At 61.2% G+C, this 26,548-nt stretch carries 23 protein-coding genes, 1 pseudogene and 1 riboswitch; of the genes and pseudogenes, 12 read left to right on the top strand and 12 right to left on the bottom strand.

Going from position 1 to position 26,548, the window contains the following annotated elements:
• The 4 genes and pseudogenes from CFII68_RS17380 to ahcY form a co-directional block, all read right to left on the bottom strand.
• On the bottom strand, nt 1–1,504 hold a 1,504-nt coding region (locus tag CFII68_RS17380; RefSeq protein WP_018605033.1), incomplete at its 3' end, for a DEAD/DEAH box helicase.
• Between the two features lie 231 nt (nt 1,505–1,735).
• Nucleotides 1,736–2,546: pseudogene (locus CFII68_RS17375) on the bottom strand (substrate-binding periplasmic protein); the annotation flags it as partial.
• Between the two features lie 201 nt (nt 2,547–2,747).
• A complete protein-coding gene (gene metF, locus CFII68_RS17370) occupies nt 2,748–3,593 on the bottom strand; it encodes a methylenetetrahydrofolate reductase [NAD(P)H] (protein WP_018605035.1) in 846 nt (281 codons plus the stop codon).
• 188 nt (nt 3,594–3,781) lie between these two features.
• The gene (gene ahcY, locus CFII68_RS17365; RefSeq protein WP_018605036.1) at nt 3,782–5,191 is read right to left on the bottom strand and encodes an adenosylhomocysteinase; all 1,410 of its coding nucleotides are present in this window, start codon (nt 5,189–5,191) and stop codon (nt 3,782–3,784) included.
• Nucleotides 5,192–5,214: 23 nt separating this feature from the next.
• A riboswitch (S-adenosyl-L-homocysteine riboswitch) is annotated at nt 5,215–5,322 on the bottom strand.
• A gap of 192 nt (nt 5,323–5,514) precedes the next feature.
• On the opposite strand from ahcY, the gene CFII68_RS17360 reads away from it, so the two are divergent.
• Nucleotides 5,515–5,916: an acyl-CoA thioesterase gene (locus CFII68_RS17360; protein WP_018605038.1), complete on the top strand. Its 402-nt coding sequence runs from the start codon at nt 5,515–5,517 to the stop codon at nt 5,914–5,916.
• Nucleotides 5,917–6,033: 117 nt separating this feature from the next.
• Nucleotides 6,034–6,915, top strand: coding sequence for a formate/nitrite transporter family protein (locus CFII68_RS17355; RefSeq protein ID WP_018605039.1), 882 nt, complete (start codon nt 6,034–6,036; stop codon nt 6,913–6,915).
• A 4-nt stretch (nt 6,916–6,919) separates the two neighbouring features.
• Here CFII68_RS17355 and CFII68_RS17350 read toward each other — a convergent pair whose 3' ends face one another.
• Nucleotides 6,920–8,713: a patatin-like phospholipase family protein gene (locus CFII68_RS17350; RefSeq protein ID WP_018605040.1), complete on the bottom strand. Its 1,794-nt coding sequence runs from the start codon at nt 8,711–8,713 to the stop codon at nt 6,920–6,922.
• Between the two features lie 407 nt (nt 8,714–9,120).
• Nucleotides 9,121–10,281: an MFS transporter gene (locus CFII68_RS17345; protein ID WP_018605041.1), complete on the bottom strand. Its 1,161-nt coding sequence runs from the start codon at nt 10,279–10,281 to the stop codon at nt 9,121–9,123.
• A gap of 202 nt (nt 10,282–10,483) precedes the next feature.
• Between CFII68_RS17345 and CFII68_RS17340 the strand changes: the two genes are divergently transcribed.
• Entirely contained in the window at nt 10,484–11,317 is an 834-nt protein-coding gene (locus CFII68_RS17340; protein ID WP_018605042.1) for an EamA family transporter, read from the top strand.
• Nucleotides 11,318–11,369: 52 nt separating this feature from the next.
• The gene (locus CFII68_RS17335) at nt 11,370–11,753 is read left to right on the top strand and encodes an MAPEG family protein (protein ID WP_018605043.1); all 384 of its coding nucleotides are present in this window, start codon (nt 11,370–11,372) and stop codon (nt 11,751–11,753) included.
• Nucleotides 11,754–11,908: 155 nt separating this feature from the next.
• On the opposite strand, the gene CFII68_RS17330 is transcribed toward CFII68_RS17335, so the two are convergent.
• Complete coding sequence (locus tag CFII68_RS17330) at nt 11,909–13,096, bottom strand: murein transglycosylase A (protein WP_018605044.1); 1,188 nt, start codon at nt 13,094–13,096, stop codon at nt 11,909–11,911.
• 125 nt (nt 13,097–13,221) lie between these two features.
• Here CFII68_RS17330 and CFII68_RS17325 point away from each other — a divergent pair, with 125 nt between their 5' ends.
• Nucleotides 13,222–13,671, top strand: a complete 450-nt coding sequence (locus CFII68_RS17325; RefSeq protein ID WP_033062576.1) for a cytochrome c — start codon at nt 13,222–13,224, stop codon at nt 13,669–13,671.
• Nucleotides 13,672–13,756: 85 nt separating this feature from the next.
• Here the strand turns inward: CFII68_RS17325 and CFII68_RS17320 are convergent, their stop codons facing one another.
• Nucleotides 13,757–14,152 carry a DUF1090 domain-containing protein gene (locus tag CFII68_RS17320; protein WP_014340631.1) on the bottom strand — a complete coding sequence of 132 codons (396 nt, stop codon included), beginning with the start codon at nt 14,150–14,152 and terminating at the stop codon, nt 13,757–13,759.
• A 90-nt stretch (nt 14,153–14,242) separates the two neighbouring features.
• The gene (ligB, locus tag CFII68_RS17315; protein ID WP_018605046.1) at nt 14,243–15,916 is read right to left on the bottom strand and encodes an NAD-dependent DNA ligase LigB; all 1,674 of its coding nucleotides are present in this window, start codon (nt 15,914–15,916) and stop codon (nt 14,243–14,245) included.
• A gap of 206 nt (nt 15,917–16,122) precedes the next feature.
• On the opposite strand from ligB, the gene CFII68_RS17310 reads away from it, so the two are divergent.
• On the top strand, nt 16,123–16,743 hold the full coding sequence (locus tag CFII68_RS17310; RefSeq protein ID WP_003206403.1) for a LysE family translocator: 621 nt from the start codon (nt 16,123–16,125) through the stop codon (nt 16,741–16,743).
• 189 nt (nt 16,744–16,932) lie between these two features.
• Here the strand turns inward: CFII68_RS17310 and metK are convergent, their stop codons facing one another.
• Genes metK through CFII68_RS27435 form a run of 3 tightly spaced genes read right to left on the bottom strand, consistent with a single transcriptional unit; the run spans nt 16,933 to nt 19,379 of the window.
• Nucleotides 16,933–18,123: a methionine adenosyltransferase gene (gene metK / locus CFII68_RS17305; RefSeq protein WP_014340628.1), complete on the bottom strand. Its 1,191-nt coding sequence runs from the start codon at nt 18,121–18,123 to the stop codon at nt 16,933–16,935.
• Between the two features lie 19 nt (nt 18,124–18,142).
• On the bottom strand, nt 18,143–19,138 hold the full coding sequence (locus CFII68_RS17300; RefSeq protein ID WP_018605048.1) for a metalloregulator ArsR/SmtB family transcription factor: 996 nt from the start codon (nt 19,136–19,138) through the stop codon (nt 18,143–18,145).
• 10 nt (nt 19,139–19,148) lie between these two features.
• The gene (locus CFII68_RS27435; RefSeq protein ID WP_139213039.1) at nt 19,149–19,379 is read right to left on the bottom strand and encodes a hypothetical protein; all 231 of its coding nucleotides are present in this window, start codon (nt 19,377–19,379) and stop codon (nt 19,149–19,151) included.
• Between the two features lie 30 nt (nt 19,380–19,409).
• Between CFII68_RS27435 and tkt the strand changes: the two genes are divergently transcribed.
• From tkt to fba, 6 genes are all read left to right on the top strand, one after another.
• On the top strand, nt 19,410–21,407 hold the full coding sequence (tkt, locus tag CFII68_RS17295; protein WP_018605049.1) for a transketolase: 1,998 nt from the start codon (nt 19,410–19,412) through the stop codon (nt 21,405–21,407).
• Between the two features lie 229 nt (nt 21,408–21,636).
• Entirely contained in the window at nt 21,637–22,692 is a 1,056-nt protein-coding gene (gene epd / locus CFII68_RS17290; RefSeq protein ID WP_014340625.1) for an erythrose-4-phosphate dehydrogenase, read from the top strand.
• Between the two features lie 24 nt (nt 22,693–22,716).
• The gene (locus CFII68_RS17285; protein WP_018605052.1) at nt 22,717–23,880 is read left to right on the top strand and encodes a phosphoglycerate kinase; all 1,164 of its coding nucleotides are present in this window, start codon (nt 22,717–22,719) and stop codon (nt 23,878–23,880) included.
• 31 nt (nt 23,881–23,911) lie between these two features.
• Nucleotides 23,912–24,136: a hypothetical protein gene (locus CFII68_RS17280; protein ID WP_014340623.1), complete on the top strand. Its 225-nt coding sequence runs from the start codon at nt 23,912–23,914 to the stop codon at nt 24,134–24,136.
• Between the two features lie 56 nt (nt 24,137–24,192).
• The gene (locus CFII68_RS17275; RefSeq protein ID WP_018605054.1) at nt 24,193–24,525 is read left to right on the top strand and encodes an MliC family protein; all 333 of its coding nucleotides are present in this window, start codon (nt 24,193–24,195) and stop codon (nt 24,523–24,525) included.
• Between the two features lie 244 nt (nt 24,526–24,769).
• Complete coding sequence (fba, locus tag CFII68_RS17270) at nt 24,770–25,834, top strand: class II fructose-bisphosphate aldolase (protein ID WP_003177554.1); 1,065 nt, start codon at nt 24,770–24,772, stop codon at nt 25,832–25,834.
• The last annotated feature ends 714 nt before the right edge of the window (nt 25,835–26,548 follow it).

Raw genomic sequence — 26,548 nt, forward strand, 5'->3', positions numbered from 1 at the left:
GACGACCACGACCCTGGGCCGGTTTCTGCTGCGGCACGTAGTCGACGCGGTTACCGAAGTTGTCGACGTCGTCGTCCAGGAACTCGTCCGGGGCACGATCGGCTGCGGCGCGCGGGGCTGGTCGCTGCTGTTCACGAGCGGGTGTGCCTTCGCGGGGCTTCTGCTCGCGGGCAGGGCGTTCGCCGCGGCCATTGCTGTTGCTGGCCGATTTTTCCTTGCCCTTGTCCTTGCCTTTGTCTTTGCGGCCGCCACCACCACCGCCGCCATTCGGACCGTCGCCGCGTGGGCCGCGGGCATTGCGCGGATTGCGCACGTCCGGACGTTCGCGCACTTCAGGCTTCTCGGCCTCGATGGTGCTGGCATCGAAGCCCATCAGGTCGCCGTCGGCAATTTTCTGCTTGGTCATGCGCTCGATGCTTTTGAGCAGCTTTTCTTCGTCCGGCGCGACCAGCGAGATCGCTTCGCCCGAACGACCGGCCCGGCCAGTACGGCCGATACGGTGCACGTAGTCTTCATCGACGTTTGGCAGCTCGAAGTTGACCACGTGAGGCAACTGGTCGATGTCCAGGCCACGGGCGGCGATATCAGTGGCCACCAGGATGCGTACTTCGCCGGCCTTGAAGTCGGCGAGGGCCTTGGTGCGGGCGTTCTGGCTCTTGTTGCCGTGGATCGCCACAGCCGGCAGGCCGTGCTTGTCCAGGTACTCGGCCAGGCGGTTGGCGCCGTGCTTGGTGCGGGTGAACACCAGGACCTGTTCCCAGGCACCGGCGGTAATCAGGTGAGCGAGCAGGGCACGCTTGTGGCTAGCCGCCAGGCGGAATACGCGTTGCTCGATGCGCTCGACCGTGGTGTTCGGTGGCGTGACTTCGATGCGCTCCGGGTTGTGCAGCAGCTTGCCGGCCAGGTCGGTGATGTCCTTGGAGAACGTCGCCGAAAACAGCAGGTTCTGACGCTTGGCGGGCAGACGGGCGAGGACTTTCTTCACGTCATGGACAAAGCCCATGTCGAGCATGCGGTCGGCTTCGTCCAGCACGAGGATTTCAACGTGGGACAAGTCGACGCTGCCCTGGCCGGCCAGGTCCAGCAGGCGACCGGGGCAGGCGACCAGTACATCGACGCCACGGGACATGGCCTGGACCTGGGGGTTCATGCCCACGCCGCCAAAAATGCAGGCGCTGACGAACTTCAGGTCGCGAGCGTAGACCTTGAAGCTCTCGTGAACCTGGGCCGCCAGTTCGCGGGTAGGGGTCAAGACCAGTACGCGCGGTTGGCGCGGGCCATGACGCTGGGATTTGTCTGGGTGACCGTTGGGAAACAACCGCTCCAGGATCGGAAGGGCGAAACCGCCGGTTTTACCAGTACCTGTCTGCGCCGCGACCATCAGGTCGCGACCTTGCAACACGGCGGGAATGGCCCGCTGTTGCACCGGGGTAGGCTGGGTATAGCCGGCGGCTTCGATGGCGCCGACTAAAGCCTCGGAGAGACCGAGGGAAGCAAAGGACATGAGTAATCCTGTTTTAGTGAGGGCCTGGCCCAATGGGATAGTCTTGCCGGGCGCGAATGACGTTCAACCAAAAGACGTCATCCCGTCCGGTCCTGCCGGGCCTCGAAGGCGGGTCCGGACAAGGCTCGCGCGGGCTGTAGGCGGCGCTGTAGCGGTGTCGGGATGCCTTTTGCAAGACCGGGCGTCCGGGCGTGAGCCTGGCGGGAAGGCCGGAGTATAACAGAGCAAACGCCGCGCGCCGCTTTCCTGCTGCTCAACGGTTTATTTCAACGTTGATCTGGCCGGGCGAGGTGACCTTGGCCGCTGGGCCTGCGCCGTAGCGAGCGCTCAGTTCGGCATAGGCCGGTTCGCGCTTGAAGCGCTTGAGTTCGGCGCTGAAGCGTTGCACCAGCAAATCCATCCCGGCACTGCGCCGAACCGCCAGATATTGGCTTTGACGACTCACGACCATCGGGTTTTCGGTAATTTGGTCGCCCAACTGCATTTGTTCGAGCACATGTCGGCCGACCCTGCGGTCGGTGATGAGCAGGTCGATCCGACCCAGTTGCAGCTTGCCGAAATTGGCTTCGTGGGTGGGCGCGGTTTCACGGGCGAACAGCGTCGACTCACTGAAGGCCTGGCTGTACAGATAGCCGGGCGAGGTGCCGACGGTCAGGCCGTCCAGGTCATCGAGCGTGCGGAACGGGTGGGGTCGGGCATTGGCGTAGAACATCACGAACTCCACGTCCGACAGCGGTTCGCTGGGGTAAAGCAGCGTGGAATCGCGTTCATTGCTGTGGAAAATGTCCAGCGCACCGTCCGCCAACCCTTGCTCCAGCATCGCCAGGCAGCGCTTCCACGGCAGGAACTGCCATTCCACATCGATACCCAGGCGCTTGAACACAATGGCCGTGGTTTCGTAGTCCAGGCCGAGCATCTTGCCGTTCTCTTCGTAGACGTACGGGGCCCAGGGTTCGGTGACAATGCGCAACTTTTCGGCCCGGGCAGTCATGCTCAGGCACAGGAAAAGAAGGGCGGTCAGCAGTTGGACAATGACGGGCATGGCCTGAGGTTACGACGAGAGCTCATCAAATAGCTAGAGGGCTCTGGCCTGCGCCTCAGTCACCCTTTGCCTGCCTGCGGTGTTCATGGATGGCTCGGCGGCAATCACCGATGCAAGCGCATTGCAGGGTAGGGCTCGATCACTGAATGAAAAAGGCCTTGGTGTTCGCCAAGGCCTCTTTGTACCACCGCATTAAGTCATTCAGCGCGGCAGCTTGAGGTTGTTCCATACCGCAAGGCTGGGTTCGGCCTGGTTTAGGGTATAGAAATGCAGCCCCGGTGCACCGCCTTGCAGCAGGCGCTCACACATTTGCGTGATGACTTCCTCGCCGAAGCTTTGGATGCTGGAGGAGTCGTCGCCGTAGGCTTCCAGTTGCTTGCGGATCCAGCGTGGGATTTCTGCACCGCACGCGTCAGAGAAGCGCGCCAGCTTGCTGTAGTTGGTGATCGGCATGATTCCCGGTACGACAGGAATGTCGACGCCCAACTGGCGTATGCGCTCGACGAAGTAGAAGTAACTGTCGGCGTTGAAGAAGTACTGGGTGATCGCGCTGCTGGCGCCAGCGTTGGCCTTGCGCACGAAGTTGCGCAGATCGTCTTCGAAATTGCGCGCCTGGGGGTGCATTTCCGGATACGCAGCCACTTCGATGTGGAAGTGATCGCCGGTTTCTTCACGAATGAATTCAACCAGTTCGTTGGCGTGGCGCAGCTCGCCGCTGGCCATGCCCATGCCTGACGGCAGGTCGCCGCGCAGGGCAACGATGCGCTTGATGCCGGCGGCCTTGTACTGGGTCAGCAGGCTTCGCAGGTCGTCCTTGCTATCACCCACGCAGGACAGGTGAGGGGCGGCCGGGACTTTGACTTCGCTTTCGAGCTGCAACACGGTGTTCAGGGTGCGGTCACGGGTCGAACCGCCAGCGCCATAGGTGCAGGAGAAGAAGTCGGGGTTGTAGCTGGCCAGCTGACGGGCAGTGGCGATCAGTTTTTCATGCCCAGCATCGGTCTTCGTCGGGAAGAACTCGAAGCTGTAGCGACGGTCTTGGGACATGGTCATATCCTTGGAAACTCGTAAGCCTGGACGCCTTGCGCATCACAATGTGGGAGTGGGCTGTGTGGGAGCAAAGCTTGCTCGCGATCCAGGCGCTGCGGTCCTCGAGAGACCGCGGCGTTTTCATCGCGGGCAAGCCTTGCTCCCACACAGCCCGCTCCCACAGGGAGAGCAGGCAATAGCGCCGATCAGTAGCGGTAAGCGTGCGGCTTGAACGGGCCTTCGACGGTGACGCCGATGTAGTCAGCCTGTTGCTTGGTCAGTTGGGTGACCACGCCGCCGAAGCCGCGGACCATTTCCAGGGCCACTTCTTCGTCGAGTTTCTTGGGCAGTACTTCCACGGTCAGGCGCTCGGCTTTCTGGGCTGGCGACAGGTCGGCGTATTTCTGGCCGAACAGGAAGATCTGGGCCAGGACCTGGTTGGCGAACGAACCGTCCATGATGCGGCTTGGGTGGCCAGTGGCGTTACCCAGGTTAACCAGGCGGCCTTCGGCCAGCAGGATCAGGTAGTCGTCGTTCTGTGGGTCGAAGCTGCCAGTGCCGGTGCGGTGCACCTTGTGGACCTGCGGCTTCACTTCTTCCCATGCCCAGTTCTTGCGCATGAAAGCGGTGTCGATTTCATTGTCGAAGTGACCGATGTTGCAGACCACGGCGCGCTTCTTCAGGGCCTTGAGCATGTTGGCATCGCAGACATTGACGTTGCCGGTGGTGGTCACGATCAGGTCGATCTTGCCCAGCAGGGCCTTGTCGATGCTGGCTTCGGAGCCGTCGTTGATCCCGTCGACGAACGGCGAAACCAGCTCGAAGCCGTCCATGCAGGCCTGCATGGCACAGATCGGATCGACTTCGGAGACCTTGACGATCATGCCTTCCTGACGCAGGGACTGGGCCGAACCCTTGCCCACGTCACCGTAGCCGATCACCAGCGCCTGCTTGCCCGACAACAGGTGGTCGGTGCCGCGCTTGATGGCGTCGTTGAGGCTGTGACGGCAACCGTACTTGTTGTCGTTCTTGCTCTTGGTCACCGAGTCGTTGACGTTGATGGCCGGGATTTTCAGTTCGCCCTTGGCCAGCATGTCCAGCAGGCGGTGCACGCCAGTGGTGGTCTCTTCGGTCACGCCGTGGACGTTTTCCAGCACGGCTGCGTACTTCTTGTGCAGCAGCTCGGTCAGGTCGCCGCCGTCGTCGAGGATCATGTTGGTGTCCCACGGCTGGCCATCCTTGAGGATGGTCTGCTCCAGGCACCACTCGTACTCTTGCTCGGTCTCGCCTTTCCAGGCGAATACCGGGATGCCGGCGGCAGCGATGGCGGCAGCGGCCTGGTCCTGGGTCGAGAAGATGTTGCAGGACGACCAACGCACTTCGGCACCCAGGGCAACCAGGGTTTCGATCAGCACGGCGGTCTGGATGGTCATGTGGATGCAGCCGAGGATTTTTGCGCCTTTCAATGGCTGTTCGCCAGAGTACTTGCGGCGCAGGCCCATCAGGGCTGGCATTTCGGATTCGGCGATGATGATTTCGCGACGGCCCCAGGCAGCCAGGGACATGTCGGCGACTTTGTAGTCGGTAAAATCGGCAGGCGTGATAACAGCGCTCATGAAGAGTCTCCATTCGTAATGTATGCGAATGGGCGCCGTTGTGCGTTTAGTGTCCGTGCGGGGAGCCCCCGTACAAACAACGCCCCATCCGAGCCTGACAGGTCGAGCCTGCTGCAGCGCCCCTCGGACAGGTGGCGGGAACGGTCCAAAGCGTGGACCGAGGTAAAACGGTGGCGATTATAACGGGCTAATCGGATCTTCCAAAAGGGTTTCTGTCGGCAAATCGAAATTGCCGATGACCGTCATAGGGCCCACGACGTAGAGCCTGGCCGTGCGGTCTGCCATGATGCAGCAATCCAACGGCCAGACACTCAGGAGTGATCATGAATTTCCACACCCGCAAATGGGTCAAGCCCGAAGACCTCAACCCCAACGGCACGCTGTTCGGCGGCAGCCTGTTGCGCTGGATCGACGAGGAGGCGGCGATCTATGCCATCGTCCAGCTCGGCAACCAGCGCGTGGTCACCAAATACATCTCGGAAATCAATTTCGTCAGCGCTTCGCGCCAGGGTGACATCATCGAACTGGGCATCACCGCCACCGAGTTTGGTCGTACTTCCATCACGCTGACCTGCGAGGTGCGCAACAAAATCACCCGCAAGAGCATCCTGACCGTGGAGAAGATGGTCTTCGTCAACCTTGGCGAAGATGGCTTGCCCGCGCCTCATGGGCGGACCGAGATCACATACGTCAAGGATCAGTTCAAGGACGATGTGGTCGAGTGAGATCGGCGGTGCTGCCATCGCGAGCAAGCTCGCTCCCACATGTATGTCCAGGTCGGCACTGAACAGCGCTGATCGCCGCGTGTCGTAGGTACATCACGCCACCGGTTCAGGAGCTGTATGGACACTCATGAAGAAGGCAAGACCCCTGACCTTTCGGCTCAGGAACAGCACGAAGTCGACCGCAACCAGCCACCGCGGGCTGCGGTGCTGCACGAAATCATCCGCACCCAGGGCAATCAGGAGCTGGAGCGCAGTATCGCCGCGCTCTGGTGGTCGGCCCTGGCGGCGGGGTTGACCATGGGCCTGTCGCTGATGGCGATGGGCTTGCTCAACTCCCGGCTGCCGGACCACGAAGGCTTCAAGGTGATCGCCAGTTTCGGTTACTGCGCCGGCTTTCTCGCGGTGATCCTGGCCCGCCAGCAACTGTTCACCGAAAACACCCTGACCGCCGTGCTGCCGATCATGAGCAAACCCACGCTGGGCAACTTCGGCCGGCTGTTGCGGCTCTGGGGCGTGGTGCTGGTGGGCAACCTGTGCGGCACCTTGCTGGTGGCCTACGTGATGTTGCACTTGCCGATCTTCGATCAGCGCACCGACCAGGCTTTCCTGGAGATCGGCCGCAAGGTCATGGAGAACGACACCGGCCAGATGTTCGCCAAGGGCATCATTTCCGGCTGGATGATCGCCACCATGGTCTGGATGATCCCGTCCATGGAAAGCGCCAAGATGTGGATCATCATTCTGATCACCTACCTCATGGCGCTCGGGGATTTCACCCACATCGTCGTCGGCTCGGCCGAAGTGTCCTACCTGGTGTTTGCCGGCCAGTTGTCCTGGGAGGATTTCTGGATGGTGTTTGCCGGGCCGACGTTGGCAGGCAACATCGTCGGTGGAAGTTTTATCTTTGCGTTGATCAGCCATGCGCAGATCCGCAGTGAAGTGGGCCTGCCCAAAGATAAGCGCCCAGATAAGCCTGCGCAGCGCATTGACTCGGAGTAGGCGGTTATTTGAATAGCATGTTGCGCAAGATCTTGAGGGTTGTTGACTTTGGATCAAGCATCCCGGTGTAGCGCGACCTGTAATTCGCGATAACCCGTTCAAGTGAATTGTTGAATGCGATCTTCTGCTCCAGCGAATTTTTGGATGCTTTTGGATCTTGCAGTTCCAGCAGGTCCCGGATGACTCCTTTTATCAACTTGATGTTCGCGTCGGGTTGGCCGCCGAGAAAGCATGCGGGATTCAGCACATGTTGCACGACGTTAGATATACGTGTGGCAATGTCGTGCAGGTGCATTTTCTCGACGGCGTAACCGGTCACCTCGGAAATGGCGCTGGGCGCGCCTCTGTCCCACTCGGCGGTGGCCTGGAGGAACTGCATGAAGTCCGGGTCATTGCCGTGATTGAGGCGTTTTGCCAGCCATTCCAGCCTGCCGGGCTGGTCCGCAAGCTGATCGAGGGTCCAGATGGCCATGTGCATCGGTGGGGTGGGTTCAAGTTTGGTGGATGCCTTGTTGGCCTCTTGGATCGCTTCCTTCAATTGCGCCAACGCTCGTTGTGCGTGGTGCCTGAAGGTGATCGCCTCGGCGCAGGTTTCGTCGTCCTCCAGTTCTAGGCTCAGTTGCTCGAATTCCTTGTCACCCAACGCCAACAGCGCATCCTCGATTGAGTCAAACCAAAAGGTTTGTCGAGTGGCGTTGTGCTCGTCCAGATGGGTTTGGACTTTCTTGCGCAGTTCTTCCTGGAGATGATCCTTGATCTCCTTGGACATGCTGAAGTTGACTGTCCCGCTCAACAGGCCGCGGTAATCACCTTTATTGGATTTCAGCGGCACCACGACGGTCTGGTCAGCAAAGCGCTTCAGTTGTTCGGCATTCCATACAGAGCTGGCCGTATGGGGTGCATTGAGAAATTTGTCGATCAGGGCCGTGATGCCCGTGCCTCGCTGGTTTTCCTGGTTCGATTCTTCCGCCTCGAATATCAGGATCAAAGACTCTCTGTCCGGGATCGGGCTCATGGAGGTCGCCGGATTATAGATGTCAGGTACCGGTGTGTTGTTCAGGATGCCGCCATCGGCAAACGCCGTGGTTTCAGTGCGTTTCTCATCATTCTGTTGGAAGGGTAGTCCTTGCTGGGTCAGCTTGCTGAACACCACCGGCAGCGACGCGGAGATAAGCGCTGCCACGGCAATGTCCATGTCAGGCGTGGTCTTCTCGCTGAACACCAGCAATTGCGTGTCTTCCTCGAACATGGCGGTGCCGGTGATTTCCACGGTCTTGATCGGTGGGATTTCTTTGCTCAGGACGGCCAGGTCAGCGAAGGTGACGTATTCGTTCCGTCTCACATTGGCAACGGCTTGTTGCGCTTTTTCGGAAAGAGGTTCCGGGTGATCTTTGCAGTGTTGTAGAAGCGCCTTGCAGGATTCCTCCCGGATCAAGTTCTCCAGCGGCATCCCCTTGGAACCCAGGCGTGGCAACAGATCACACAGCAATTGCGCCAGCGGAACGTTTTTCAGTTTTTCGCCCAGCTTCGACGAGACATTCTGGAGTGCTTTAACGATAACGTTGGTGCTGTCGAGCAACGACGTGAGGGGAATATCGTCAAGAATCTGGTCGAAACGCGCGTGACTCATGCCGCTTGCGAGTACGGCGGCCGATATGGCCCCTGCAGAAGAGCCTGAAATCGTTCTGATATTGTCCATGAGGCCGTTGGCTTCGAGGGTTTTGAGGAGTCCGGAATAGGCCGCTCCCTTGGCGCCACCACCACTGAGGATCAGGTCGCTAATGGTGGGGCGATCCATAGTGACTTCGACGCTACCGTCGCCATATCGAATGATGGATATAGACCGGTCTGTAGCGCGGTCTACCAGTAGGCAGGCATTTCCGGGATTCGCCTGTTTTACGGTCTGGTCGCTGTTCTTGAGAGAGCTAGGGGGGAGGGATTGTTGCGAGATTGGGCCTGGCATTCTGGTTCGTCCTTGTACCGAGTGTGGGGGCCGAACTCTAAGCAAAATCTGCAGGCTGATTGCGTTGCGACTTAATTGGATAAACATCCGCCGGCTGCGAACAGCCCTCGGCGGATTTTAATGGCAGGCGCTCTGGAACAAGGCTTCTGGACGACAGGTAAAAACAGCCCGCACGAATGGGGAAACATTCTTACTGAAAGCGTCGCCCCTTCACTCATGGGAAGCGCCGATTTCCCAGGCCCTCAAACAACGACGGCCGCCAAGCGTCGCTGTCGTTGGATAAAGAACAAGGCGGTCAATACCGTGAGGCCGCTGACGAATGCCCCGGTCCACGGCAAATCCGCCAGGTCGGCACCACTGGCGACGACCAACCCACCCATCCACGCCCCGGCTGCGTTGCCGAGGTTGAAGGCACTCTGGTTCAGGGTCGAGCCGAGGTTCGGTGCTTCGTGGGCTTGGTCGATGATCAGCAATTGCAGGATCGGGCACAGGGCGAAGGCGAAGACGCCCCACAGCACCAGGGTAATTGCCGCCGGGATCACCGACCGGCTGGTCTGGCTGAACGCGGCCAGCACCAGCACCACGGCCAAGGCCATGGCCACCAGCGCAGGCAGCAGGCGCCGGTCCGCCAGGCGTCCGCCAAGGAAGCTGCCCGCCGTCAGGCCGACGCCGAACAACAGCAACATGACAGTGATGCCGTGGGGGCTGACACCGGTGATATCCTGCAGGATCGGCGCGATGTAGGTGAACACGCTGAACAAACTGGTGGAGGCCAGCACGCTCATGCCCAGGGCGAGCAACACGTTGACCTTGCCCAGCACCTTGAACTCGCTGGCCAGGTTGGCTTTGTCCATGGGGATTTCCTTGGGCAGCCAGACCCATTGGGCGATGGCGGCGATCACGCCGATCACCGATACCGCCCAGAACGTCGAACGCCAGCCGGCGTATTGCCCCAGGGCCGTGCCCAACGGTACGCCCAGCACGTTGGCCAGGGTCAGGCCGGTGAACATCATGGCAATCGCCTGGGCCCGTTTGTTCGGCGCCACCAACCCGGCCGCCACCACCGAACCGATGCCAAAGAACGCTCCGTGGCACAGCGCAGTAATGACCCGGGCGGCCATCAGCGTGGCGTAGTTCGGCGCCAGGGCGCAGAGCACGTTGCCGAGGATGAACATCAGGGTCATGCCCAGCAGCGTGGCCTTGCGTGGCATGTTGGCGGTGCCAATCGCCAGGATCGGCGCGCCGAACACCACGCCCAGGGCGTAGCCAGTGATCAGCAGGCCGGCCTGGGGGATGCTTACGGCCAGGTCCCGGGCGACATCGGGCAACAGGCCCATGATGACGAATTCAGTCGTGCCGATGCCGAAAGCGGCGACGGCCAAAGCAAGCAAGGCGAGTGGCATGCGCAAGGTCTCTGTCTGTAGTCTTGACGCTCTGATCAGGCATACGCATGCCGGCGCCCCCCTTCGAATGAGCGGGGCAACAGCGAGATTATTGGAATAGGTGTATGCGCAACTGAGTGCGGCGTGGTCGGTTTGCAGTATAAACGATAGCGAATCAATTCATGAGCCCGATGATCGTAGGATCGGGGACAAGGAGCGTGCCGTGCTTGCGACGGCCTTGGTGTTGGTAGCAGCGCTGTTGCATGCGGCGTGGAATACGCTGATCAAGTTCAGTGGCGAGCGTTTGCTGGTGGTGGCGTGCATGGACAGCGTCGCCTTGCTGTTCGTCGCGCTGGCACTGGGTTTCGTGGCCTTGCCGCCGTTGGAGATCTGGCCGTGGATCCTGGCGTCGGCGGCGTTCGAGCTGCTCTATCGCTATTTGCTGATCCAGGCGTATCGGGTCGGTGACCTGGGGCTGGTCTATCCGCTGATGCGCGGCCTGTCGCCGCTGGTGGTGCTGGCGCTGACATTTATGTTCGCCGGTGAAGCGCTGACGACCCAGCAGGTCATCGGCATTTTGCTGATCCCGTTCGGCATGCTTTGCCTGTTGTGGCAGGGCGGCGGTGGCGAGCGGCTGCCCTGGTCGATGCTGCCGGTGGTGGCGCTGATTGGCCTGTGCATCGGTTGCTACACCTATATCGACGGTCACGCTCTGCGGCGCTGGTCCCATCCGCTGGATTACCTGGTCTGGGTCACGCTGCTCAGTGCCTGGCCGTTCCCGTTGCTGGCGCTGGTGAGCAAGCGGCCGGCCTTCATGCGGTTCTGGCGTGAGCAGTGGCGGTTGGGGTTGGCGGTCGGATTCTGCGTATTGTTCAGCTACGCTCTGGTGCTGTGGGCCATGCAACTGGGCTCGATCGCCGAAGCGGCGGCGCTGCGGGAGATCAGCGTGATCCTGGTGGTGCTGTTCGGCATGCGTTACCTGAAAGAACCTTTTGGCTTGCCGCGGCTCTTAGCCTGCGGGCTGGTGTTGGTTGGCATGCTGGTGATGAAGTTCTGACCAGTGTCCGGACTCGCGATTTTCTATAAAACTCAAAGAAGGAACTGCGTCAATGACGGTTGCCCTGTGGTGTATTTTGATTGCCTTTCTCCTGCCTTACCTGTGTGTCGGGATCGCCAAGGCCGGTGGCAGATACCGGTTACGGGATAACCACGACCCTCGGGATTTTCTCGACTCACTCGAAGGTGCTCCCCGGCGCGCTTTCGCTGCGCAACTGAACAGCTTTGAAATCAGCCCGTTTTTCGCCGCCGCCGTGATCGTCGCGCACCTGGCCGGCAATGCCGAGCTGGTGACCATCAATGTGCTGGCGGTGCTGTTCATCACCAGTCGCCTGCTCTACATCATTTGCTATCTGGCGGACTGGGCGATCCTGCGTTCGCTGGTGTGGTTCGTGGGGGTGGGGTTGGTCTTGAGTTTCTTCTTTGTTTCGGTCTGAGCCTGGCTGGTGAGTTTCTGGCGTCTGTGCGGGCCTCTTCGCGAGCAAGCCCGCTCCCACACTGATCTCAGGTCGCTCACAAATATTGTGTTCACTGAGATCAACTGTGGGAGCGGGCTTGCTCGCGATGGGGCCGGGACAATCAACGCATCTCTTTAGGGATTGGCGGTCACCGCATTCGCCACCTGCGGCACTTGCGGCAACGCCATGCCCTTGGGCCAGAGCATCCAGATCTGGCCCTGTTGCTTCATGTCCCCGGCCAGTTGCCCGGCCGCCTCGCCCGTGCCCCAGAACAGGTCCGCCCGCACTTCACCGGCAATTGCACCACCAGTGTCCTGGGCGGCGACGGGCCGGTTCAAGGTGCTGCCGTCAGGGCGCGTGGTGGATAGCCACAGCAGGCTGCCCAGCGGAATCACCTTGCGGTCCACCGCCACGCTGTAGCCGGCTGTCAGCGGTACATTCAGCGAGCCTCGCGGGCCTTCGTTGCTGTCGGGGTTACGGTTGAAGAACACGTAGCTGGGGTTGCTGCCCAGCAATTCGGGAATACGGTTCGGGTTGGCCTTGGCCCAGGCACTGATGGTGCCCATGGTCACGTCTTCTTTCTTCAGCTCGCCCTGTTCAACCAGCCAGCGCCCGATGGGGCGGTAAGGGTGGCCGTTCTGGTCGGCATAACCGATGCGCAGTTGGCGGCCATCGGCGAGTCGAATACGTCCCGAACCCTGGATTTGCAGGAATTGCAGGTTCATGGGGTCGGTCAGCCAGGCGATGACCGGCGCCTTCACCCCGTTGGTTTCGATGGTGGCCGCGTCGTCGTATGGCTTGAGCACCCGGCCTTCGAGGCGGCCACGCAGGCGTTTGCCCTTGAGCTCAGGGTAAATGCTGTCCAGCGACACAACGATCATGTCCTCCGGCACACCGTAGACCGGGATATTCGCCGTGGCGGTCTGGGTGAGACTGCCGGGGTAGACCGGCTCGTAATAGCCGGTAATCAGGCCGTTGGGGCTGTTGTCCCCTGAGCGCAGGCCATAGACGTCCAGGTTTTGTTTCAGGAAATTGCGTACATCCTGTGGGGTTTGCGGCACATTGGCCGCTGCCGCGCAGGTCGGGCCCCAGGTCGCATCGGCCTTGAGCCGGGTGCAGGCACTGCGCCAGGAGCCGAAACCGGCCAGCAGGTCTGCATCGGACACCGACGGCAGCGCCTCCCACGGTGCGCTGACATAGGTGGCGAGGGCGTGGGTCTGAGGTGCTTCGACCTTTTCGCCGCGATTACAACCGGCCAACAGTGCGATCAGCGGTAGGGTCAATGCCAGGCCTTTGTGCCAGGTCTTGATGCGGCTGTTCATGAAGATTTCCTTTGCAGTCATCCGGGCGCTGTCAGGTGCTCGAACAACCCGTATTGTTGATAGGGGCATTGGTCTTTACCGATGACCCGAGGATACTAACTGCCGTTTCCTGTCCCGAGGCCAAGATGTTTGTAAAACGATTTTCCATGGCCGTGCTGGCCTGCCTGATGTTGTCCGCCTGTGGCGGCGTCGATCCCAATTCTCCCCTTGGCCAGCGCAAGGCGATCTTCAAGCAGATGCTCAAGACCAACGAAGAGTTGGGCGGCATGTTGCGCGGTCGAGTCCCGTTCGATGGCGCACGATTCGCCGAGGGTGCGATGCAACTGGGTCAACTCTCCCATGAACCGTGGAAGCACTTCCCGCAGGTGCGCGAGCAAGACCACACCAGCGCCCTGGATGATGTCTGGCAAAAGCAGGCGCGTTTCCAGGAGCTGGCCCGTAACCTTGAAGCCGCCACCGGTGAGTTGGTAATTGCCAGCAACGTCCAACCCTACAAGGCCAGTTACTTGGGGCCGGCGGTGCAAAAGGTCGAGGATGCGTGCAGCGCCTGTCACAAGGAATTTCGGGATCATTGACATGTCTTGAAAGATCGCAGGCTTCGCCAGTTCCAATTACAGGGGATCGCATTCAACCTGTAGGAGGCCGCGATCTTGTCAATGTTCACTTATCCAACTCATCCACCGCTTCCTGCAGTTCCTTGCGGGAGGCCGCCAGCTTGTCCTTGCGTTTGTTGATCCGCTCGGCGTCGCCTTTCTTCATGGCCTTTTCCAGGTCGGCCTGACGCCGACTGACCTCGTGCTTGGCATCGAGCACCTTGTTTTCACGCTCCTTGCGCAGGGATGCATCGGTGCAATGGCTGGTGACTTCACTCAACGCGGTTTCCAGGCCAGCCTGCTGGTCCTGGTTGCCACGGGACTTGGCCAGTTCGATCTGGTTGATGATGCCCTGGCGCTTGGCCGCGCAGCCGGTGAGCTCCGGGGTTTGCTCGTCCGCCATCAAAGGGGCGGCCATGGCGCTGCATAAAACCAGCAGGGCAACGGGGGACAGGAAATTCATAGCAACTCCGTAAAAAATCGCGAGCGGTCGGTACAGATGCGCTGTTGGAACGCATGCTTGCCCCTTGGGTTCAACCACACAGGGCCCGGATTAAAAACCGTCGACCCCGGCGGAGCGTAGTTCGTCACTCAAGGCCAGCACCTGCGGGTCGCGAAAAAATGCGCTCAGTTGCGCGGCGCGTTCCGGTCCGATGCCGGCCTCGGCTTGCCATTGTTCGGTAGTGCGCTCGGCCAGCACCCGCCACGGTCCCTCCAGCCGGGCCTCACCCGCGGGCGGCAGGCCCAGGGCCTTGAGCCATTGCTCGAAAGGGCGTTGCCGGGCGCTGTCCAGGCTGGCGAGCAGGCGGCTGCTACTGCGTTCGCCAAAGCCGGCAATGTTAGCAAGCTCGGCGGCATCGAGGGTCATCCAATCCAGCAATCCGTCGAGTCGTCCGGCGGCCAGCAGTTTTTCCCAGGTGCCGGGGCCGACATGGGGCAGGGCGAGCCCGTGTTTGCCGCTCAGCCAGCCCAGTCGTGCGAGGAATTGGCTTTCACAGCCGGTTGTCGGTTGCCAGCAACTCAAGAAGTGATAATCGGCTGCCGCAGGGGCGTTGAGGTCCTGCCGCTCGACGCTGCGCAGCACGACGCTGTCGAGCCGTGGGATGGTCAGCCCGGCCAGGCTGATAGCGACCCGGTCGCCGGGGCGAATGTCCATTTCCTCCCAACGCTTGAGGGAACTGACACTTACCCGGCGAATCCACCGGTCGTCGAGCCGGATGCGTTCAAGCTCCAGTACGGGCGTGATGCGCCCGGTACGCCCGACCTTGAAGTGCACCTTGCGCACTTCGGCCAGCGCCTGGGCATACGGGTATTTCCAGGCCACGCTCCAGAACGGCGCCCTGGCCTGCCAGCGGTCGGCGGGTGGGCGGCGGCTCTGGTGCAGGACGATCCCGTCGCTGGCGAATGGCAGCGGTGTGCGGTACCAGTGATCGCGCCACTGCTCGGCATCGACCAATGTCCGCACAGGTTGGTTGTAGTCGAGGGTGTCAGCGAAGCCCAACGCGTTCAGCGCGGCCATTCGCTCGGGCAGGGTCTCCGGCCCTTCCGGCCAGTCCCAGACAAACAGGCCGATAGATACCCCATCGTGTACCGTCAAATTGCTGCGTGCCATCAAGCCTGCCATGGTCCCGCGGGCGTTCACGCTGCCGCTGCTGGCTTGGACATGAGCCTCCAGGCGCCAGTACAACTCGCCCTGGACGACCAGGTCTACGGGCTGGCGCAGTTGTTGCGGGATGGCGCCGATCTTGCGCGCATTGGTGGTCCAGTCATGTCCGAGGACGCCATCGCCACGGCTGATTGCCTGATGCAGGCGACCCTTGCGATAGACCAGGGTTACCGCCACGCCGTCGACTTTCGGCTGGGCCCAGACGTCCTCTCGACCGTGCAGCCAGGCCCCCACGGCGTCGGCATCCTTCAGTTTTTCCAGGCCCGTATGGATAACGGGGTGCGGCACCTTTGCGCCCACTGAACGCAGCGGATCTTCGGGGGCTGCGAGGTTGAAGCAGCGGCGCCACTGGCCCAACTGTGTGCGGGATTGATCATACAATTCGTCGGCCACCAGGGATTGGCCGAGGCGGTGATAACTGTCGTCCCAGGTGTCGATTTGCTGTTGCAGCGCGGCGATCTCGGCCCGGGCGCGTTCAGTGGGCCAATCGGGACAGGGCGCGGCAATCGCAGGAATGGCAATGAATACAAGACAGGCGAGTGCATACAAAAACGGTGGCATCAAAGCATCCTTGCTTGGTTGAGTACTGAAGGCTAGCCACTGTCGTGGAAGTTGCGAGGCCTGGAGCGTTACCGGATTTTGCGGGGCCTGGTGGCGAAGTTGCGGCGGTACAGTGCGAGGTGATTTAGCCGCGCAACTGTGCTTTGCCCTCGTCAGCGGCCGGCGCAGAATGGGTTTTCGATTCGCCGCTGCCTGGAATGCTCCCGATGGAACTGTCGACGCTCGCTGTTTTCATCCCGGCCTGCTTTGCGCTGAACATGGCGCCGGGGCCGAACAACCTGCTGTCCATCAGTAACGCCTCGCGTTATGGCTTCGTCCGGGCGTGCAGCGGCGGCATTGGTCGATTGCTGGCATTTGCGATCATGATCGCCCTGGCAGCGGTGGGGCTTACCGCCGTGCTGCACACCTCGGAGTTGCTGTTCCTGGGGATCAAGCTCGTCGGTGCCGGTTACCTGTTCTATTTGGCGGTGCAATTGTGGCGGGCCCAGCCCGAGGCCGGTAGCGAAGCCGCGGTCGCGTCGATGAGCCGGGCCGGCCTGGCGCGCCAGGAGTTCCTGGTGGCGATCGGCAATCCGAAGGCGATTCTGTTGTTTACCGCGTTCCTGCCACAATTCGTCGACCGTACAGGCACCGTCACCCAACAATTCGCCGTGCTGGGTGGTTTGTTCCTGGCGCTGGAGTGCATCGCCATCGGCTTGTATTGCTACATGGGTATTTACGCGCGGCGGCTGTTTGCCCGGCCCAGTGGCAAGCGCCTGTTCAATCGGATGTGTGCGGGGCTGCTGGCCAGTGCGGCTTCGTTTTTGCTGGTGGCACGAAGGACCTGAGCGCCATGGCGAGGGAGTTTGTGGGAGCAAGGCTTGCCCGCGATACAGGCGCCTCGTCACCGATGGGACCGCGTTGTCCTCATCGCGGGCAAGCCTTGCTCCCACAGATAAATTCTCTCGCCTCAAGAGCCAGGCATGAAAAAGCCCCTGACGGCACAGTCGCCAGGGGCTTTTCTTTACACGCGGGTATTACAGGCCGGCAGCGGCGCGCAGGGCGTCGGCGCGGTCGGTTTTTTCCCAGGTGAAGGTGGTGAAGGTATCGTCACCCACGGTTTTGATCTGCGGCGTACGACCGAAGTGGCCATAGGCTGCAGTGTCCTGGTACATCGGGTGCAGCAGGTCGAGCATGGTGGTGATGGCGTATGGACGCAGGTCGAACACTTCACGGACCAGATTGATGATCTTGTCATCGCCGATCTTGCCGGTGCCGAAGGTATTCAGCGAGATCGACGTAGGCTGGGCCACGCCAATGGCGTAGGACACCTGGATCTCGCAGCGCTCGGCCAGGCCGGCGGCGACGATGTTCTTGGCGACATAACGGCCGGCGTAGGCCGCCGAACGGTCAACCTTCGAAGGGTCCTTGCCGGAGAACGCGCCGCCGCCGTGACGGGCCATGCCGCCGTAGCTGTCGACGATGATCTTGCGACCGGTCAGGCCGCAGTCGCCCACCGGGCCGCCGATGATGAACTGGCCGGTCGGGTTGATGTGGAACTGGGTGTCCTTGGACAGCAACTCGGCAGGCAGCACGTGCTTGACGATCAGTTCCATCACGCCTTCGCGCAGGTCTTTGTAGGACACATCGGGGTTGTGCTGGGTCGACAGGACGACGGCATCGATACCGACCACCTTACCGCCTTCGTAACGGCAGGTCACCTGGGACTTGGCGTCCGGGCGCAGCCAAGGCAGCAGCCCGGATTTACGGGCCTCGGCCTGGCGTTGAACCAACTGGTGCGAGAAGGTGATCGGGGCCGGCATCAGCACGTCGGTCTCGTTGCTGGCGTAGCCGAACATCAGGCCCTGGTCGCCGGCACCCTGGTCTTCCGGCTTGGCCCGGTCAACGCCTTGGTTGATGTCGGGGGACTGCTTGCCAATGATGTTCATTACGCCGCAGGTCGCGCCGTCGAAGCCGACGTCGGAGCTGTTGTAGCCAATGCCCAGGATCACGTCGCGGACGATCTGTTCCAGGTCGACCCAGGCCGAAGTAGTGACTTCGCCGGCGATGATCGCCACGCCCGTTTTCACCAGAGTCTCGCACGCCACGCGGGCGAACTTGTCTTCAGCAATGATGGCGTCCAGCACCGCATCAGAAATCTGGTCGGCGATTTTGTCCGGATGCCCTTCAGACACGGACTCGGAGGTGAAAAGGGAGTATTCGCTCATCTCGATGTTTTCCTACAAGTTACCGTTGGTGAGTGTCGCCAGTCGGCCGCTGAAAGTGGCGGACCTGGATCTGGAAACCATTACGTAAGCCTACATAAAGGCTTTCCCCGGGCACGAGGCCCGCAGCGGTGGCCCAGCGGGCCAGGTCGTCCTGTTCGAAGCCGAGCCAGAGATCGCCACAGGCCTCCCTGGCCCAGCTCTGGTTGTGACTGCATAACTCCGTCACCAGCAGGCTGCCGCCCGGTTGCAGCAGGGCGGCCATGTGCCTGAGTGCATCGGCCGGCGCGGCGAAATGATGAAGCACCATGTTCAATACTACGCAGTCGGCCTGCAGGCTCATGCCATCCAGGGCGTCGGCCAGTTGCAGGCTGACGTTAGCCAGGGCCTCGCGTTCACACACCTGGCGCGCCAGTTCAAGCATGGCCGGGCTGTTGTCCAGCGCCGTCACCTGGCTGAAGCGCCGCGCCAGTTCCGGCAGAAAAGCACCGTCGCCGGGGCCGACTTCGATCGCCGTGGCCGTGGCTTCGAAGCTTAGTTTGTCGAGCAGCGCCACGACGCTTTCGCGGTATTGCGGCAAGCCGGCGATCAGGTCTTGCTGGGCGCGAAATTTCTCGGCGACCCGGGCGAAGAAGTCCTGGCTGGCGGCGGCCCGTTGCCCGTGTACCTGGGCGATGCGAGCCTGCACGTCGATCGGTAGGTTCAGCGCGTCCACTTCGTCCAGCAGCGCCGCGTGCAGCTTGCCGCCCAGCAGGTCGGTGTGGGGCAGGGCGCGGCGATAGAAAATGGCGTTGCCTTCCCGGCGGGTCGCCACCAGGTCCGCCTGGGCCAGGACCTTGAGGTGGTGGCTCATCCCGGACTGACCGATGCCGAATATCTGCGCCAGCTCCAGCACGCCGAACGAGTCATTGGCCAGGGCGCGCAATACATTGAGCCGCAACGGATCGCCGCCGGCCTTGCAAAGGGCCGCCAGCTCATCGCAGTCGTCATGGCGAATGGAAGGTGCAGGTAAGTTCATGTGCGGCAGTCTAGTGAGGGGATTGGAACCCTGCAAGTTCAATATCAAAAAGTTTTGATATTGGTGGATAAATGGCACTTCCCGACGTGTGCTTGACTCTACAAACCATCAGCGGAAAGGTTTCACCTGGTGAATGCGGCTTTATCCACCGGAAAAACGCCCAAGGATGACTATCTGTCATTGCCCCAGGGTGGGTGGGTGAGGGAAAATGCTCGCCTTTTTTCAGTTCCATTTTATTCATTCTCGATTCAATACCCGCAGGAGAACAGCGATGCCCAGCCGTCGTGAGCGTGCCAATGCCATTCGTGCCCTCAGCATGGATGCCGTGCAGAAAGCCAACAGCGGCCATCCCGGTGCCCCTATGGGTATGGCGGATATCGCCGAGGTGCTTTGGCGCGACTACCTCAAGCACAGCCCGAGCAACCCAGCCTTCGCCGACCGTGACCGCTTCGTGCTGTCCAATGGTCACGGCTCGATGTTGATCTACTCGCTGCTGCACCTGACCGGCTACGACTTGTCGATCGATGACCTGAAGAGCTTCCGTCAACTGCACAGCCGCACCCCGGGCCACCCGGAATACGGCTACACCCCAGGCGTGGAAACCACCACCGGTCCATTGGGGCAGGGCTTGGCCAACGCCGTAGGTTTTGCATTGGCAGAAAAAGTCCTGGCCGCGCAGTTCAACCGCCCAGGTCATAACGTCGTCGATCACCACACCTACGTATTCCTGGGTGATGGCTGCATGATGGAAGGCATTTCCCACGAAGTCGCCTCCCTGGCCGGCACCCTGGGCCTGGACAAGCTGATCGCTTTCTATGACGACAACGGCATCTCCATCGATGGCGAAGTCGAAGGCTGGTTCACCGATGACACTCCCAAGCGCTTCGAAGCCTACAACTGGCTGGTGATCCGCAATGTCGACGGTCACGATCCGGAAGAGATCAAGACTGCCATCGAGACGGCCCGCAAAAGCGCCCAGCCGACCCTGATCTGCTGCAAGACCACCATCGGTTTCGGCTCGCCGAACAAGCAAGGCAAGGAAGACTGCCACGGCGCGCCACTGGGTGCCGAGGAAATCGCCCTGACCCGCGCCGCGTTGAAGTGGAACCATGGCCCGTTCGAAATCCCGGCCGACATTTACGCCGAGTGGGATGCCAAGGAAAAAGGCCGCGCGCTCGAAGCCGAATGGGATCAGCGTTTCGCTGCGTATTCCGCCGAATTCCCTGAGCTGGCCAACGAGCTGGTGCGTCGCCTCAGTGGCGAGCTGCCGGCCGACTTCGCCGAAAAAGCCTCGGCGTACATCGCTGAAGTCGCCGCCAAGGGCGAAACCATCGCCAGCCGCAAGGCCAGCCAGAACACCTTGAACGCCTTCGGCCCATTGCTGCCGGAACTGCTGGGCGGTTCGGCCGACCTGGCCGGTTCCAACCTGACCCTGTGGAAAGGCTGTAAAGGCGTCAGCGCTGAAGATGCCAGCGGCAACTACATGTACTACGGCGTTCGCGAGTTCGGCATGAGCGCGATCATGAACGGCGTGGCGCTGCACGGCGGCCTGGTGCCTTACGGCGCGACCTTCCTGATGTTCATGGAATATGCCCGCAACGCCGTGCGCATGTCGGCGCTGATGAAAAAACGCATCCTGTATGTGTTCACCCACGATTCCATCGGCCTGGGCGAAGACGGCCCGACTCACCAGCCGATCGAGCAATTGGCGAGCCTGCGTTGCACGCCGAACCTGGACACCTGGCGCCCTTGCGATGCCGTGGAGTCGGCAGTGGCCTGGAAACACGCCATCGAGCGCAACGACGGTCCATCGGCGCTGATCTTCTCCCGCCAGAACCTGCAGCACCAGAACCGCGATGTCGACCAGATCGGCGATATCGCTCGTGGCGGCTACGTGCTCAAGGACTGCATCGGCGAGCCGGAGCTGATCCTGATCGCTACCGGTTCCGAAGTCGGCCTGGCCGTTCAGGCCTACGACAAGCTGACCGAGCAGGGCCGCAACGTGCGCGTAGTGTCCATGCCGTGCACCAGCGTGTTCGACGCCCAGGATGCCGGTTACAAGCAAGCGGTGTTGCCGCTGCAGGTCAGTGCGCGGATCGCCATCGAGGCTGCCCACGCCGATTACTGGTACAAGTACGTGGGCCTGGAAGGCCGCGTGATCGGCATGACCACCTACGGCGAATCGGCGCCTGCGCCGGCGCTGTTCGAGGAATTCGGCTTCACCCTGGAAAACATCCTGGGTCAGGCGGAAGAGCTGCTGGAAGACTAAGTCCAGGCATGTAGTGCCTGTTCTGACGCTATCGCGGGCAAGCCTTGCTCCCACAGGATGTGCATACCCCCACTGGGAAATGCCAGTTTGTGAGAGCAAGGCTTCCTCCCACAGGATGTGCATACCCCTACTGGGAAAATGCCAGCCTGTGGGAGCAAGGCTTGCCCGCGATGACTGCGGAACATTCGGCGCTGTACTCCATGGATTCACCCTGTTCAGAGAACCCCCCATGCCCCAACCGCGTCCCTACAAAGTTGCACTCAACGGCTACGGCCGGATAGGTCGTTGCGTCCTGCGTGCGTTGTTCGAACGGGGGGCCAAGGCCGGTTTCGAGATTGTGGCGATCAATGACCTGGCCGACATGGCCAGTATCGAATACCTGACACGCTTCGACTCCACCCACGGCCGGTTTCCCGGCGAAGTGCGGGTCGAGGGCGATTGTCTGCATATTAATGGCGACTGCGTGAAGGTCTTGCGCAGCGCCACCCCCGAAGGCATCGATTGGGCGTCCCTGGATGTCGATCTGGTGCTCGAGTGCTCCGGCGCCTACCACACCCGCGAAGACGGCCAGCGTTTTCTCGCTGCCGGCGCGCCACGGGTGCTGTTCTCCCAGCCGATGGCCAGTGAAGCGGATGTCGACGCCACCATCGTCTACGGCGTGAACCAGGATTGCCTGACCGGCGAAGAGCTGCTGGTGTCCAACGCGTCCTGCACCACCAACTGCGGCGTGCCGCTGTTGCGCCTGCTGGACCAGGCCATTGGCCTGGAATACGTGTCGATCACCACCATCCACTCGGCGATGAACGACCAGCCGGTGATCGACGCCTACCACCATGAGGACTTGCGCCGCACCCGTTCGGCGTTCCAATCGGTGATTCCGGTGTCCACTGGTCTGGCGCGCGGCATCGAACGGCTGCTGCCGGAACTTGCGGGGCGAATTCAGGCCAAAGCCGTGCGGGTGCCGACGGTCAACGTGTCCTGCCTCGACATTACGATGCAGACCGTGAGCGATACCGACGCCACTGAAGTCAACCGGATCCTGCGCGAAGCCGCCACCAGCGGTCCGCTCAAAGGCCTTCTGGCCTACACCGAGTTGCCTCATGCCAGTTGTGATTTTAACCATGACCCACATTCGGCCATCGTCGATGCCAGCCAGACCCGTGTTTCCGGGCCGCGGCTTGTGAACATCCTGGCCTGGTTCGACAACGAATGGGGGTTTGCCAACCGAATGCTGGACGTTGCCGAGCATTACCTGCAAACCGCTTCTAAAAAACCTGCTCTCTAAACAGTTACCCAGGAATTGCGACCCATGACCGTGTTGAAGATGTCCGACCTCGATCTGCAAGGTAAGCGCGTACTGATCCGCGAAGACCTCAACGTCCCCGTCAAGGACGGTGTTGTCACCAGCGACGCGCGCATCCTGGCCTCGCTGCCGACCATCAAGCTGGCCCTGGAAAAAGGTGCGGCCGTGATGGTCTGCTCCCACCTGGGCCGTCCGACCGAAGGCGAGTTCTCGGCGGAAAACAGCCTCAAGCCTGTGGCCGATTACCTGAGCAAGGCCTTGGGCCGTGACGTGCCATTGGTCGCTGACTACCTGGGCGGCTTGGACGTGAAGGCCGGCGATGTCGTGCTGTTTGAAAACGTGCGCTTCAACAAGGGCGAGAAAAAGAACGCCGACGAACTGGCCCAGCAATACGCTGCCCTGTGCGACGTGTTCGTGATGGACGCGTTCGGCACCGCCCACCGCGCCGAGGGTTCGACCCACGGCGTGGCGAAGTTCGCCAAAGTCGCCGCCGCAGGCCCGTTGCTGGCTGCCGAGCTGGACGCGCTGGGCAAGGCCCTGGGCTCCCCGGCCCAGCCGATGGCTGCCATCGTTGCTGGCTCCAAGGTCTCCACCAAGCTGGACGTGCTCAATAGCCTGAGCCAGGTCTGCAACCAGTTGATCGTCGGTGGCGGCATCGCCAACACCTTCCTCGCTGCTGCCGGTCACCCGGTCGGCAAATCCCTGTACGAACCAGACTTGCTGGACACCGCCCGGGAAATCGCCGCCAAGGTCAGCGTACCGTTGCCGGTGGACGTGGTTGTGGCCAAGGAATTCGCAGAAAGCGCCACCGCCACCGTCAAGCTGATCGCTGACGTAGCCGAGGACGACATGATTCTCGATATCGGCCCGCAAACCGCAGCCAACTTCGCCGAACTGCTGAAATCTTCCAAGACCATCCTGTGGAACGGTCCGGTCGGTGTGTTCGAGTTCGACCAGTTCGGCAACGGCACCAAGGTGCTGGCCCAGGCCATCGCCGACAGCGCTGCGTTCTCCATCGCCGGTGGCGGTGACACCCTGGCGGCCATCGACAAATATGGCGTGGCCTCGCAGATCTCCTACATTTCTACTGGCGGCGGCGCATTCCTCGAGTTCGTCGAAGGCAAAGTGTTGCCAGCCGTGGAAGTCCTGGAAAGCCGGGCCAAGGCCTGAAGCTGCATTGACCAGGCAAAGGAGTGTTCTGATGGTCAAGACGATCCCGTTGCTGTTGGCGGCGACGATGCTGGTGGCCTGCTCAAGCAGCCCGCAGGCTCCGGCCCCGCAACCCGGCACGCCGGCGCCCGAAGACGGCTGTTACCAGGCCGACTGGCAGGCCGAGACCAACCCGGTGCTGAACAAGCGTTCCGGACCGGACGGCCTGGACAAATACGAGACGCAAACCCCGGCCAAGGAACATGGTTGTCCTTGACGGGTCTGACTCTTAACTCATGGCGGGCGGCGTGTGCCGTCCGTCGAGGAACACGGATGAAAGGCTTGATCGCCGTCGTGGCGTTGGCATTGCTGGGCGGTTGTGCGCAGTTGGACTTTTTGCACACGTCCGAACCTGTTGAAGGTTGGACGACCTGGACCTGCGACAGCGAGGCCAAAGTGCTCTGGCGCTACACCGATGCCGCCCACAAGGAAGTCGATGTACGCCTGGGCGGCGCCGATAAGGTTTATCGTCTCAAGCTTGAGCCGGGTGCTGAAGGTTCACTGTACAGCGATGACATGCTGGCGTTTCACGTCAAGGGTGAGGAAGGCCTGGTGTATTGGGTCGCCACCAATGACTTGATTGGGCGTGGCTGCAAGGCCGAGTGATCCACTGAGATCCAATGTGGGAGCGGGCTTGCTCGCGAATGCGGCGGCTCAGCTTGCATCTTTGTTGAATGTGAAACCGCATTCGCGAGCAAGCCCGCTCCCACAGGGGGCTCTATACGATTTGAGATTTTGCTGCACGGAACACGCAGACCGGGACCGACCCCCGATCCGCAATGACTTGAATAGCCGCCGCCGCTCCGGCAGGCTGGCACGATTAACGACCCTCGACCGGGAGAGAGACACAATGGCACTTATCAGCATGCGTCAGATGCTGGACCACGCAGCCGAGTTCGGCTACGGCGTTCCAGCCTTTAACGTCAACAACCTTGAGCAGATGCGCGCCATCATGGAAGCCGCTGACAAGACTGACTCTCCGGTGATCGTCCAGGCTTCGGCCGGTGCCCGCAAATACGCTGGCGCGCCGTTCCTGCGTCACCTGATCCTGGCTGCGATCGAAGAGTTCCCGCATATCCCGGTGTGCATGCACCAGGACCACGGCACCAGCCCGGACGTCTGCCAGCGTTCCATCCAGCTGGGCTTCAGCTCGGTGATGATGGACGGTTCCCTCGGCGAAGACGGCAAGACCCCGACCGACTACGAGTACAACGTACGCGTCACCCAGCAGACCGTCGCCATGGCCCACGCCTGCGGCGTATCGGTGGAAGGCGAACTGGGTTGCCTGGGTTCGTTGGAAACCGGCATGGCCGGTGAAGAAGACGGCATCGGCGCCGAAGGCGTGCTGGACCACAGCCAGATGCTGACCGATCCGGAAGAAGCGGCGGACTTCGTCAAGAAGACCCAGGTCGACGCCCTGGCCATCGCCATCGGCACCAGCCACGGCGCCTACAAGTTCACCAAGCCGCCAACCGGCGACGTGCTGGCGATCGACCGCATCAAGGAAATCCACAAGCGCATCCCGAACACCCACCTGGTGATGCACGGTTCTTCCTCGGTTCCACAGGAGTGGCTGGCGATCATCAACCAGTACGGTGGCGACATCAAGGAAACCTACGGCGTGCCGGTTGAGGAAATCGTCGAAGGCATCAAGTACGGCGTACGCAAGGTCAACATCGATACCGATCTGCGTCTGGCTTCTACTGGTGCGATGCGTCGTTTGATGGCGACCAATCCGAGTGAGTTTGATCCGCGTAAGTTCTTCGGTGCGACCGTGACGGCGATGCGTGATGTGTGTATTGCGCGTTATGAGGCGTTTGGTACGGCGGGTAATGCTTCCAAGATCAAGCCGATCTCTCTGGAGGCTATGTATCAGCGGTACTTGAAGGGTGAGTTGAACGCTAAGGTTAATTGATGTTTTAGCGTTGTGAGAAAACCCGCAGTGATGCGGGTTTTTTTATGGGTGGGGTTTGTGTGTATATCCGTTTTTTGGGTGGCGGCGGCTTAGGGTTCCGCCCTGACGGCGGCTCACTTTTGAAGAGCGCAAAAGTAAGCAAAACGCTTTTGCCCCACCACTCGGTGCCTCGCTAGGGCTCGGCATGCCCTCACTCCGGCATTGCTCCGTGGGCCCGCCGCGAAGGGCCATCCATGGCCCAGCGCGGCTATCCCGGCATCCATGCCGGGATGCCCACTGCGCAATGCCTGCGTTCGGCCATCGTGGTTAACGGGGCGCTCGAGATCAACGTCCACGCCGAGGCGGCCTTATAGCCGACCTGGCTCTTAATGGGGGCCGCGTTTCCCCTGTGGGAGCAGGTGTGTGTGGGAGCAAAGCTTGCTCGCGAGGCGGCCTGACAGCCGGCTTGGCTCTTGCGGTCGTACACCTGTCAGATCTGTGGGAGCAAAGCTTGCTCGCGAGGCGGCCTGACAGCCGGCTTGGCTCTTGCGGTCGTACACCTGTCAGATCTGTGGGAGCAAAGCTTGCTCGCGAGGCGGCCTGACAGCCGGCTTGGCTCTTGCGGTCGTACACCTGTCAGATCTGTGGGAGCAAAGCTTGCTCGCGAAGACGGTGGCACATCCAGCGCTGATGCAAGCTGATCGATCGCTATCGCGAGCAAGCTTTGCTCCCACA

Source organism: Pseudomonas sp. CFII68 (genome assembly GCF_000416195.1).
GTDB classification, from domain to species: Bacteria; Pseudomonadota; Gammaproteobacteria; order Pseudomonadales; family Pseudomonadaceae; genus Aquipseudomonas; species Aquipseudomonas kilonensis.